Origin of the sequence: Streptomyces sp. NPDC087845 (genome assembly GCF_044742755.1) — a bacterium.
Taxonomy (GTDB): Bacteria; Actinomycetota; Actinomycetes; order Streptomycetales; family Streptomycetaceae; genus Streptomyces.
On sequence record NZ_JBIUVC010000012.1, the window covers coordinates 43,647 to 55,959 of the forward strand.

Below are 12,313 nucleotides of genomic sequence, written 5' to 3' on the forward strand. Positions count from 1 at the left end.
ATGGCCCTCCACACCACCTACGACCGGCCGGTCGCCCCTGCCCGTGCCCCGGCCCCGGCACGCCGCAGGCGCCGGCGCCCCACCGCCTGGATCTTCGCCGGACCCGCGGCCGTCCTCTTCGCGCTCTTCTTCGCCTATCCGCTGGGCGCGAGCCTCCTGCAGAGCTTCACCACCGAGGACGCCGGCGCCGTCCACTGGGTCGGGCTCGACCAGTACCGGCGCATGATCCACGACCCCGCGTTCCTGGAGTCCCTGTTCAACACCGGGATCATCCTCGTCGTGCAGGTCCCCGTGATGATCGGCCTGGCACTCGTCCTCGCCGTCCTGCTCAACCAGTCCTGGCTGCGCTTCCGCGGCACCTGGCGAGCGGTCTGCTTCCTGCCCGCCGTCACCACACTCGTCGCGTACGCCGTCGTCTTCCAGGTCCTCCTCAAGACCGACGGCGGCCTCGTCAACCAGATACTCGGCGCCGTCGGCATCGGCCAGGTCGACTGGCTCAACAACCCCACCTGGGCCCGGGTCTCCCTGATCGCCTCCCTGACCTGGCGCTGGACCGGATACAACGCCGTCATCCTGCTCGCCGGACTCCAGGCCATCGGCAAGGAGCAGTACGAGGCCGCCGCCATCGACGGCGCCGCCACCTTCGCCACGTACACCCGCGTGATCCTGCCGCAGTTGCGCCCGGTCGCCCTGTTCTGCGTGATCACCTCCACCATCGGGACACTCCAGCTCTTCGACGAGAACTACGTCCTCACCCGCGGCGGCCCCGACGACGCGACCCTCACCCCGGTCGTCTACCTCTACAAGGTCGGCTTCCAGCAGCTCGACTTCGGCTACGCCGCCGCCATCGCCTGGGTCGTCGTGGCCCTCATCGCCGCGATCTCCGCCCTCCAGTACGCCGCCTTCGGAAGGGAGCGCCGCCGGTGACCGCCCTCCCGCAGGCCCCCGCACGCGTCCACCCGGCCCGGCGCGCCGGCCGCTGCGCCCTGCGCCTCCTCCTCGCGGCCGGCGCCGTCGTCAGCCTGGTGCCGTTCCTCTGGATGGCGATCGCCGCGACGCACTCCACGCCGGACCTGTTCCGCTCGCCGCCGCCGTTCCTGCCCGGCGGACGCCTCCTCGACAACCTCGCGCGGCTCCAGGACACCATCGGCTTCGGGAGGGTCCTCCTCAACAGCGTCGGCATCGCCGTCGTGCACACCGTGCTCAGCTCGCTGATCTCCGCCATGTGCGGCTACGGGCTCGCCAAGTACCGCTTCCGCGGCCGGGGGCTGCTGCTCGGCGCCGTGCTCGCCACGATGATGATCCCGTTCCAGGTGCTGCTCGTGCCGCTGTTCCAGATGATGGCGAGCGTCGGCTGGATCGACTCCTACCAAGCGGTCGTCCTGCCCTTCCTGGCGAACTCCTTCGGCATCCTGCTGATGCGGCAGGGCTTCGTCGACTTCCCCGACGAACTCCTCGAATCGGCCCGTATCGACGGCTCCGGTGAGCTGCGCACCTTCTACCAGGTCGTGCTGCCGTGCGTGCGCCCGCAGCTCGGCGCCCTGGTCATCTTCACGTTCATGGCGCAGTGGAACAGCTTCATCTGGCCGCTGCTCATGCTCAACTCCGAGGAGAAATACACCGTGCCCGTCGCGCTCAACACCCTCACGGGGCTCTCCCACGTCGACTACTCGGGACTGATGCTCGGCTCGCTCCTCGCCACCCTGCCGCTGATGGCGCTCTTCCTCCTCTTCCAGCGGCAGTTCGTGGCCGGACTCCTCGGCGGGGCGGTGAAGGGATGAGCCGCCTGACCCGTGTCCCGGGCATCCTCTACGGCGGTGACTACAACCCCGAACAGTGGCCCGAGGACGTCTGGGCCGAGGACGCCGAGCTGATGCGCGAGGCAGGCGTCACGATGGTGACCGTCGGCGTCTTCTCCTGGGCACGGCTCCAACCCGGCCCGGACATTTGGGACTTCGCCTGGTTCGACCGGCTCCTCGACCTGCTGCACGCCCACGGCATCGCCGTCGACCTGGCCACCGCGACCGCGTCACCGCCCGCGTGGCTGGTGCGCGCCCATCCCGGGATCCTGCCGGTCACGGCCGACGGCGTACGCCTCGAATTCGGCTCGCGCCAGCACTACTGCCCGTCCTCGCCCGAGTACCGCGCCGCCGCCCTCCGCCTCACCCGAGCCCTCGCCGAACGCTACGCACACCATCCCGCCCTCGCTCTCTGGCACATCCACAACGAGTACGGCGACCATGTCACCGAGTGCTTCTGCCCCCGCTCCGCCGACCACTTCCGCGCCTGGCTCACCGACCGGTACGGCACGATCGACGGCCTCAACCACGCCTGGGGCACGGCCTTCTGGTCGCAGCGCTACGGCACGTACGACGAGATCGAACCGCCCCGCACCGCCCCGGGGCCGGTCAACCCGACGCAGCTGTTGGACTGGCGGCGCTTCTGCTCCGACGCCCTGCTCGCCTGCCACCGCGCCGAGCGCGAGGCACTCGGGGAACTCAGCCCGGACACCCCGGCCACCACCAACTTCATGTCGATGTTCAAGGCACTCGACTACTGGAAGTGGGCCGAGCACGAGGACCTCGTCTCCGACGACGCCTATCCCGACCCCGCCGACCCCCGCGCCCACGTCAACGCCTCCCTCACCTACGACCTGATGCGCTCCCTCAAGGGCGGCCGGCCCTGGCTGCTCCTCGAACAGGCGCCCTCCGCCGTCAGCTGGCGGCCGGTCAACGTCCCCAAGAAGCCGGGTCTGCAACGCCTCTGGTCCCTCCAGGCCCTGGCCCGCGGCGCCGACGGCATCATGTACTTCCAGTGGCGCGCCTCCCGCGCCGGCGCCGAGAAGTACCACAGCGCGCTGCTCCCGCACCGCGGCACCGCCTCCCGCGGCTGGCGCGAGACCGTGCGCTTCGGCGCCGAACTCGCCCGGCTCGGCGAAGTCACCGGCGCCACCTCCCGGGCCGAGGTGGCGATCGTCCTCGACTGGGACTCCTGGTGGGCCCTGGAGGCCGACGACCACCCCTCCGCCCGCATGCGCTGGCCCGACCTCCTGCGCCCCTGGTACGCGGCGCTCCACGCCCGCGCCGTCACCGCCGACTTCGTGCCCCCGCACGCGGACCTCGACGGCTACCGGGCGGTGCTCGCGCCCAACCTCCACCTCGTGCGGCCCGAGAACGCCGCACGCATCGCCGCCTACGTGCACGGCGGCGGCCACCTCGTGTGCGGCCCCTTCAGCGGCGTCGTCGACGGCCACGACCACATCCACGACGGCGGCGCGCCGGGACCGCTGCGGGACGTACTCGGCGTGTCCGTCGACGAGTGGTGGCCGATCCCGGACGGCGGGGCGGTACGGCTCGACTCCGGCGCCGAAGCCACCCGGTGGAGCGAGTGGATCGAACCCGACGCCCCGGACACCGAGGTCGTCGACTCGTACGCGTCCGGAGAACTGACCGGCCGCCCAGCCGTCACCCGCCGTCCCTACGGCGCCGGCACCGCGTGGTACGTGAGCGCCCACCTCGGCGACGGCATCGCGGCCGTGCTCGACGACGTGCTGCGGGCAGCGGGCGTGCGCCCCGTGCTCGAAGTCCCCGAGGGGGTCGAGGCGACCGTACGCTCCGGCACGCGGGGCACGTACCTCTTCGTCCTCAACCACGGCGACCACGACACGCGGACGCGGCTGACCGGCCCCTACGCGGCCGGCGGCACCGACCTGCTCACCGGAGCCGCCGTCCGCGACCACATCGACCTCGGCCCGCTCGGGGCCGCTGTCCTGCGCATCGCCACCGACTCCCCTGGAGGGACCGACAAGTGACCGGACACCGGCTCCTGAGCGCCCTGGCCGCGCTCCTCCTCGCCGGCGGTGCCCTCGGCGTACCGCAGACGGCCTCCGCCCACCCGCACCCGAAGCCACCCCCCTCGTACGCCGACGTCCTCGACCTGCACGGCACGCCCACCGCCGCCCAGCCCGGCGACGACGAGGACAACAACCCCGTCAACGTCTTCGCCGACCGGGGAGCCTGGCACGCCTACGCCCTGCCCGAGGACGGCGACAGCGATGCCTACGGCGGCTTCTCCGGGCCCCTCTACATCGCCCAGGAATATCCCTGGTGGCTCAGCAAGTCCTTCAGCCGCATCCGCCTCACCGAACACGGCCGCACCCTGGACCTGGCCGGGGGAGGCGCGCCACGCTTCACCTCGCTCCCGGGCCGGCTCCTCCAGTCCTACGACCTCGGCCGCGGCCTGCGCCTCACCCTCGACCTCCGCTTCGCCACCGATCGCAGCGCCCTGGTCAGGGCCGAGGTCCGCAACACCGGCCCGGCGCCCCGCACGCTGGACGCCGACTGGACGGGCAGCCTGCTGCGGCCCGCCGACCAGCCGATGCGCGACGCGCCGTCGCTGACCGCCACCGGCTCCGGTGTCGGCGTCGACTTCGCGAAGGTCCGTGAGACCTGGGACTACCTCACCGACGGCACGGAGCGCTTCGAGGTCACCCACAGGGACCGCGTCCGCACGACGGTGGACGGCGACAGCTACCGCACCGAGGCGGCGGACCCGGTGACCCTCGCGCCCGGCCGCTCGCACAGCTTCGACTGGACCGAGTCCTACACCTTCACCGCCGCCGAGCGCAGGAAGGAGCAGGCGAAGGTCCGCGAGGTGCTGGCCCGCCCGGCATCCGTCGTGTCCGCGTCCGACGCGCGCTGGCGGGGCTATGTCGCCGGGGTGACCGAGGGCGTGCCCGCCGACCGGCGGCGTACGGCCGTGAAGTCCCTGGAGACCCTCGTCACCAACTGGCGCGGCGCGGCGGGACAGATCAAGCACGACGGGATCACGCCGTCGATCTCCTACAAGTGGTTCACCGGCGGAATCTGGGCCTGGGACACCTGGAAGCAGGCCGTGGGCACCGCACGCTTCGCGCCCGAGCTGGCCGAGTCGCAGATCCGCTCCATGTTCGACTGGCAGATCCGGCCCGACTCCACGACCCGCCCCCAGGACGCCGGGATGATCCCCGACGTCGTCTTCTACAACGACCCCGCACGCGGTGGCGGCAACTGGAACGAGCGCAACTCCAAGCCCCCGCTGGCTGCCTGGGCCGTCTGGGAGGTGTACGCGAAGACCGGGGACAGGGCCTTCCTGCGCGAGATGTACCCGAAGCTCGCCGCCTACCAGGCGTGGTGGTACCGCAACCGGGACCACGACCACAACGGTCTCGCGGAGTACGGTGCCACCGCCGACCCGGCCAACGACTCGCCCGAGGAGCGGCGCCTCGCCGCCGCCTGGGAGAGCGGCATGGACAACGCGCCCCGCTTCGACGCCACTCTCGGCACCGGCGTCGTCGCCGACAGGGCCGCCGACGGAACGCTCCTCGGCTACTCCCTCGACCAGGAGTCCGTCGACCTGAACTCCTATCTCGCCGCAGACCAGGGCTACTTGGCGCGTATCGCGGGCGTGCTCGGCCGCGGCGCCGACGCCCGGCACTGGCAGCAGCGCTCCGACGCCACCGCCACCGCCGTCCGCACGACGATGTACGACGCCACGGACGGCTGGTTCCACGACACCGCGCTCGGCACCGGCGCACCGCTCACGTCCCGGGGCCGCGGCATCGAGGGTGCCGTCCCGCTGTGGACCGGCACGGCGTCCGCCGGACAGGCCCGCTCCGTGCGCGACAAGCTGACGGATCCGGCGGAATTCGCCACCACCGTGCCCTTCCCGACCGTGGCCAAGAGCTCCCCCTACTTCTCGCCGACCGCCTACTGGCGCGGCCCCGTCTGGCTCGACCAGGCATACTTCGCCCTCGGCGGCCTGCGCCGCTACGGCTACGGCAAGGACGCGGACGCCCTGACCGACCGGCTCCTCACCCATGCGTCGGGCCTCGCGGGCAACGGACCGATCAGGGAGAACTACGACCCGACCACCGGGGCACCGCTCAACGCGCCCAACTTCAGCTGGTCCGCGGCGCTGCTGCTGCCGATGCTGACAAGAGACAGGTAGGAGGCGGGCGAAGACCGTTCGCCGCGCGGGGGTGTCCCGGTGCGTGAACCGCCGCTGTCCCGCCCGGGATGCCAGCGCCACCGCTCTCACTCACGGGAAGCACCGTGCGCCCGCCTCCACCAGGCTCGGGTTGCCGAGGCGGCGGACGAGCGCACCCGCGGCGATACCGGTTCCCCGAAGCAGTGATGACGTCCCATCAAGTGGTCAATGACGACCGGCACAGCGATCGTGTACGGGCTGCGTCGCCGCGTCTCGGCGCGGTGGATCCAGCAGCCGGAACCGCAGCCGGCAGATCACCGCGTCCGTCTCGTGGCGGACGGCGTGCGCGACGACCGCGCCCTGCTGGTTCTGCAGCAGCCGCTGCCACATGTGGGCCGGCTCCACCTCGGGGATGAGCACGGTGATCCGTACGCCGGGGTCCACGGCCGTCAGGTCGCGTACGTACGAGGCGACCGGGCGGCCGACCGTGCGCCGGTCCGAGGTCACCCGGACCAGTGGGACGCCCGGGTTCCACAGCGCCCAGTCCCGCTCCAGGGCCTCGGTCCGGACGCGGTCCTCGGGGTCCGGGTGGCAGACCGTCACCGCACGGACCTCGTCACCGAGTGATACCGCCGCCGTCAGGGCCTCGCTGGTGAGCCGCGTGAGGGAGGAGACCGGAACCACGACCAGTGAACGGTCGCGGTGCGGAGGCTCCGGGACGCGGCCCACCTCCAGCCGCTCACCGATCCTGGCGTACGCGCGGTGGACGCATGCGAACCCGGCGACCAGCAGCGGAAGAGCCACTACGACCAGCCAGGCACCGTCGTGGAACTTGGTGGCCGTGACGACGACCGCGCTGACCCCCGTCAGGAGCGCGCCCGCGCCGTTGAGTACCGCCTTGCCCGCCCATCCCCGGCCGCGCGACCCGCGCCAGTGGACGACCATCCCGGCCTGGGCGATCGTGAAGCCGACGAAGACGCCGATCGCGAAGAGCGGGACGAGGGTGTTGGTGTCGCCCCCGGAGAAGACCAGCAGCGCGGCGGAGACGGCGGCGAGTGTGAGGACCCCGTGACGGTGGACCTGCCGGTCGGCCTTCAGGCCGAAGACATGCGGCAGGTAGTTGTCCCGGGCCAGCAGCTTGAGCAGGACCGGCAGACCTCCGAAGGAGGTGTTGGCGGACAGCGCCAGCAGCACCATGGTGGCGAACTGCACGACGTAGAAGGCGAGATCGTGACCGAAGGACGCGTCGGCGAGCTGCGCCAGCACGGTGACGCCCTCGACCGGCTGCAGCCCGAACCGGGAGATCAGCACGGACAGGCCGATCAGCATCACCCCCAGCAGCGCGCCGAGTGCGACTTCCGCGCGCTGGGCGCGGCGGACAGCCGGGGAACGGAAGGACGGTACGGCGTTGGCGATGGCCTCGACACCGGTCAGCGCCGAGCAGCCCGCGGCGAAGGCTTTGAGCAGGAGCAGCGCACCGACCGTGGTGGCGTTGTCCGCGAGGACGGAGGCATGGCCGGCGGCCGCTTCGGTGCTGACCGGTGCTGACCGGAAGAGACCGACCACGATCAATGCCAGGATCGACCCGATGAACACCGCGGTCGGCACGACGAACGCCCGCGCGGAATCGACGATCCCGCGCAGATTCACCGCGGTGACCAAGGCCAGCACGCCGAGACAGAGCCACAGCCGGTCGTCGTACAGACCGGGGAAGGCCGAGGTCAGCGCGGCCACTCCGGCGGTGACGGCGACGGCGACGTTCAGGACGTAGTCCAGGACCAGAGAGGCTGCCGCGACCAGGCTGGTTCGACGGCCGATGTGCGTCCTGGCGACCGCGTAGCTTCCGCCCCCGTCGGGGAAGGCCGCGATGACCTGGCGGTACGAGGCCACGAGGACGGCCAGGAGCACGGCGATCGCCACCGTGACGGGGAGCGTGAAGCCGAGCCCGTGGCCGCCTGCGGCCGCCAGGACCAGCACGATCGCCTCGGGCCCGTACGCCACCGAGGCCATCGCGTCGAGCGAGAGCGCGGCGAGGCCGGTGAAGGTGGTGAGCTTGTGGCGGGCCCCGGTGTCAGGGAGTTCCTCGGCACGCGGTGCCGCACCGGGGTCTGAGGGCGGAAGAGCCATGTGCTTCGCGGTCCTTTGATCGGGTCCGCTCAGGATGTTCCCGCTTTCGGCCGGTGACGGCCGCCCATGGCGCGTTCTTGGCGCCAGACGGTGATCTCTTCGCGCGTTCTTGACGGGGTAGCCAGGACGCCGAAGACCGGGCGGGTCAGGAACCACCGATCCGCAGCCGCACCGGACCCAGCAGGCCGCTGACCCGCTGGCCCGGGAAGACGAAGTGGGTCGGGCTCGTCGCGTCCATATGGGGTGCCAGCGTCCCGAACACGGTGATGTCGAGGGTGTGGGCCCCCGGGCCTGCCAGACCCGTCAGATCGAACATGTACGGGGAACACACCCGCACCCCCGCGGCCGTGCCGTCGACCCGCACCTCCGCCGTCCCGCGAACCCGTCCGAGGTCGAGCGACACGCGCCCCGCGGCGGCCCCGGCGGGCAGGGTCACCTCGCGGCGGTACCGCACACCGCCGCTGTACTCGGCCAGTCCGTGCGTCTCCCAGTCGCCGGCGCGGATCCGTCCGGGACCGACCTCGCAGCGCACCGGACCGGCCAGCGCGGCGCCCCCCTCGTACCCGGGGCCAGTCCGGACGCGCAGGGCCGCGGTCCGCGGACCGGAGGGGCCGCCCGCCGGCAGATCGACCGCCACGGTCCGAACGCCCCGGGCGTCGACGACACCGACGGACGCGGTGCACTCGCGGCCGTCCACGAAGACGGTCGTCCCGCCGTGCACGCGAGCCGTCAACCGGACCGCTCCGGGCGGCAGTTGACACCACAGCCACTCCACCGCGCCCAGGTGCCCCGGGACCGCGAACCGGACCGGTGCCACCGTGCCGTCGTCCACGCCCGGGTCCAGCCAGGCGGCGCCCGGCAGCGGGTGGGGGCGGCGGCGCAGATGCAGGGCGGCCGGGTCGCCCACCGGCTCGCGGCGCACCGCGGCCGCCACACGCCCCCGTGCGCTCCCGGCCCACCACCGGGCGTCACTGTGCAGGGCCGCGACACGGTTGCCGTCGCCGTCCTCGAAGACCGCGTCCACGAGGACCGCCCCGTCGCCGCCACCGGATGTCTCGACCGTGATGTCGTTGTCGCCGGTGCGCAGGGCCGCCGCCACGTCGTGCCGCCGTACCCGCGGGACCGCGTGCTCGGCGTAGGGGTCGAATCCGCCCTGCCTGCCCATCAGCCGCCCGTTGACGCGCAGTACGCAGGGCACGCGCGCGGCCACTTGGACGACGGCCCGGACGGGAAGCGACGAGAGACGCACCGTCGTGCCCGCCGTCCCGGAGGCGAGAATCCACTCCGGGCGCCGGTATCGCCCCGGATCGCGGACGAGCGCGACATGCGCCCGCAGACGGCAGTCCTGATCAGGCGTCAGTTCCAGTTCGAGCAGATGGCGGCCCGCCGCCGCTCGCACCGGGCCCATCGCGAGGTGGCCCCCTTCCTCCAGACCGACGGGGACGCCGTCGAGGCGGGCCCGCTTCGACGCCGCCGCCCCGACCGCGAGGTGTCCGTCGAAGGCCGCGTCGAGGAGCAGTTCCACGCGCAGCCGCGCCACCTCTCCGGCGCGCGTGGGACCGATGAGCACGAACTCCTCCGGCACATGGCCCTTGGGCCCCAGAACGGCCCGGTGGACCGGGTCCTTGTACACGCCCAGGGTGTCGGACCACTCCAGGACCGACCGCGCGCCCCGGTCGCCCGGGCCCTCGCGGAGCACGACCGCGTGCGGGCCGAACGTCGCGTGGACCGTGTCCCCGGCCGGCGCGCCGGCGCGCTCCGGCCCCATGGCCCATCCGTCCCGTACCCCGTCCTCGCCGGGCGCCTCCACCCGGTGCCGGAAGGTCCGGCACTCGGTGACGGGCGGGCCGGCGGGCGGACCGGTCGCGGGGCGGGCGAAGTCGCCCCAGGTGTTGTCCAGGGTCGGCACGAGCGCCATGTCCCAATCCGCGTCCGGAGGGATCTCGACGGTGGTGACGACCGGCACGGCATCCGGTGCCGTGGGCGCTTCGGCCGTGGCCGCCTCGGGGTCCCGGGCCGGAAGGACCAGCACCGCCGCGGGACCCGTGTCGAAGGGGACATCGACTTCGACGGCCCGTGCGTCGTCACCGGCGGGACGCACCGGCAGTGTGCGGGGCGCGGCGCCGAACGGGTCCACCAGGACGGCCGGCCCCACCGCGTCCCGCACCCGCACCCGTACGCCGCGCGCGTAGCGGTCCGGGTCGAAGTCGTACCGGGCGTCCAGCCAGCCCAGCGCGGCACCCCGCTCGTCGGGGGCCGCGACGGCGGCCCGGGTCGCCCGCGGGGCGGCCGCGGTCAGGAACACCACCGTCGCGCCGTCCGCGCGCCGCGCGAGTGCGGGAACCGGGGCCCGGACCACCGGGTGCACCCCAGCGAGCGCAGCGGCGAGCGCGTCGGCGGGATCGTCCGTCCCGGGGACGAAAACGGCCCGCCCGTCCGCGAAGCACGCGCGCAGCCCGGCCTGCACACCGGCCGCTCCGGGGCCGACGACGTGCTCGGGGAGAGCGCCGAGCGCGATCAGCGTCCCCCCGGCAGACGCGAATTCGACGAGCCGCCGTGCCGTGGCGTGTTCGAGGACCGTGCACGCGGGCAGCACGATCGCGGCGTATGCCTCGTCCGAGACCCTCAGCCGCACTCCGTCGTCGGACGCCGCGACGTGGGCGCGCACGACGGACGCGTCGTCGATGACGTCGGCGTCGAGACCGAGCCGGTCCATGACGCCCGGCCGGGTACGGAACCAGGCCATGTCACCGACGAGCCGGAGATACGTCGACTGGGCCCGCGCCGCCGCTTCCGTGACCCCGTCCAGGGCGGTGCCGGCCTGGGCCGTCGTGGTGGGCAGCAGGATCGCGACGTCGCACAGATGGCGGCCGAGGCTCAGGACCGCGCACAGCCGGGTCACGGCGTCGGCGAAGACGCGGTGGTGGCGCCAGTACGGCTGACGCCAGTCGGTCGCGGGCGGCGCCCACTCCCACCAGCCGCCCTTCGTCGTGTAGTAGACCGCATGCGGGTTGTAGAGGGTCGCCCCGGCGCGCAGCCACGGCAGCAGCCAGTCGAACGTCTCCTCCAGCGTGCCGCCCCAGCCGGTGGAGTGGAAGGCCTCGATCCAGGTGCGGGAGTGGCCGTAGAGATGGGCGAGCGAGGAGTGGATACGGGCGTCCCCGTGATGGTCCGAGCCGGGCGCCGAGAACCAGCGGTGGGTGCGGGCGTAGTCGGCGTACAACTCCACGCCCGCCAGGGGGTGTCCGGCGCGGGCGGGGTCCTGCTGGTCGCAGCCGATGCGCAGACCGTGCCGGTCGTGCCAGGCGGCCAGCGGCCGGAAGAACGCCTCCTCGGCCAGCTCGGCGCGGGTCACCTGGTAGTCGCGGCGGATCCGGTGGGTGTCCGGATCCGTACTGTCGTCGTACAGGGCGTCGAGCCGTGCCGTGATGTCGTACCCGCGAAGGCGCGCGAAGGCATCGGCGAAACCGGCGGACCAGGTGGGCAGGGACGGGAGTTCGTCCTGGAACGAGCCGACGACCACCGTCCCGAGCCGGTCGCCGAGCCGGCGCTCGAACTCTCCGTGCACCCGGTCCAGCAGCGCCGCACACGCCTCCGCACCGAGGTAGTCGAAGCCCAGCGGCACGTGGTGATGGAGCGTCAGGCGCCACCGGCCGGGACCCGGTGCCCGCACGACCCCGTCGTCCACCGCCACCGGGACCGCCGGGCCGACCGTCCGGCCGGCGGCGTCCACCGGTTCGGCGCGGCCCGCGAGCGGCCTGCCGGCCGGGGGACACCGCAGCTCTCCGGTCCGCGGGGCCGTGGAGCCGACGACGCCGCGCAGGCGGTCGAGCCGGCGCCCCGCGTGCGCGGGCCGTTCGTCGACGAGGCGTGCCTGGAGGTCGGCACCGGAGAAGCCGAGCTGGTCGTAGAACCACAGGCTCGCACCGAGTTCGCCGGCGTCGTCGCACACGCCGTCGAGCAGGGTCCACCACGCGTCGGACAGAAAGGGCGGGTCGTCGGCGTCGGAGCCGAACAGAGGACCCGATGGTGCCAGGTTGAGGAGGACGAGGTTGTGCACACCGCCCTCCACGAACCGTTCCAGCTGCGCCCGCAGCCGTGCGCGGTCGAGCCGTTCCCCGCTCCACCACCAGATGGCGGCGGGCGAGAAGGCGCGCGGCGGCTGCGCGAGGACCGCCGCGATGCCCGGGGGGAGCGGTGGGGGTACCGGGTGTGCCAT

Annotated in this window: 6 protein-coding genes; 4 read left to right on the forward strand and 2 right to left on the reverse strand. The window is 73.0% G+C overall.

Features of this window, described 5'->3' with window-relative positions:
- Genes ACIOMQ_RS28190 through ACIOMQ_RS28205 form a run of 4 tightly spaced genes read left to right on the forward strand, consistent with a single transcriptional unit; the run spans position 1 to position 5,988 of the window.
- Complete coding sequence (locus ACIOMQ_RS28190; RefSeq protein ID WP_401757511.1) at positions 1-927, forward strand: carbohydrate ABC transporter permease; 927 nt, start codon at positions 1-3, stop codon at positions 925-927.
- Positions 924-1,781: a carbohydrate ABC transporter permease gene (locus ACIOMQ_RS28195; RefSeq protein ID WP_362206202.1), complete on the forward strand. Its 858-nt coding sequence runs from the start codon at positions 924-926 to the stop codon at positions 1,779-1,781. Before ACIOMQ_RS28190 ends, ACIOMQ_RS28195 begins: the two co-directional genes overlap by 4 nt.
- Entirely contained in the window at positions 1,778-3,811 is a 2,034-nt protein-coding gene (locus tag ACIOMQ_RS28200; RefSeq protein ID WP_402190886.1) for a beta-galactosidase, read from the forward strand. The genes ACIOMQ_RS28195 and ACIOMQ_RS28200 overlap by 4 nt, the downstream gene beginning before the upstream one ends.
- Positions 3,808-5,988, forward strand: a complete 2,181-nt coding sequence (locus tag ACIOMQ_RS28205) for an MGH1-like glycoside hydrolase domain-containing protein (RefSeq protein ID WP_402190888.1) — start codon at positions 3,808-3,810, stop codon at positions 5,986-5,988. Before ACIOMQ_RS28200 ends, ACIOMQ_RS28205 begins: the two co-directional genes overlap by 4 nt.
- Before the next feature lie 204 nt (positions 5,989-6,192).
- On the opposite strand, the gene ACIOMQ_RS28210 is transcribed toward ACIOMQ_RS28205, so the two are convergent.
- Both ACIOMQ_RS28210 and ACIOMQ_RS28215 read right to left on the reverse strand, forming a co-directional pair.
- The gene (locus tag ACIOMQ_RS28210; RefSeq protein WP_401757516.1) at positions 6,193-8,094 is read right to left on the reverse strand and encodes an APC family permease; all 1,902 of its coding nucleotides are present in this window, start codon (positions 8,092-8,094) and stop codon (positions 6,193-6,195) included.
- Between the two features lie 145 nt (positions 8,095-8,239).
- Positions 8,240-12,313: a hypothetical protein gene (locus ACIOMQ_RS28215; protein WP_402190892.1), complete on the reverse strand. Its 4,074-nt coding sequence runs from the start codon at positions 12,311-12,313 to the stop codon at positions 8,240-8,242.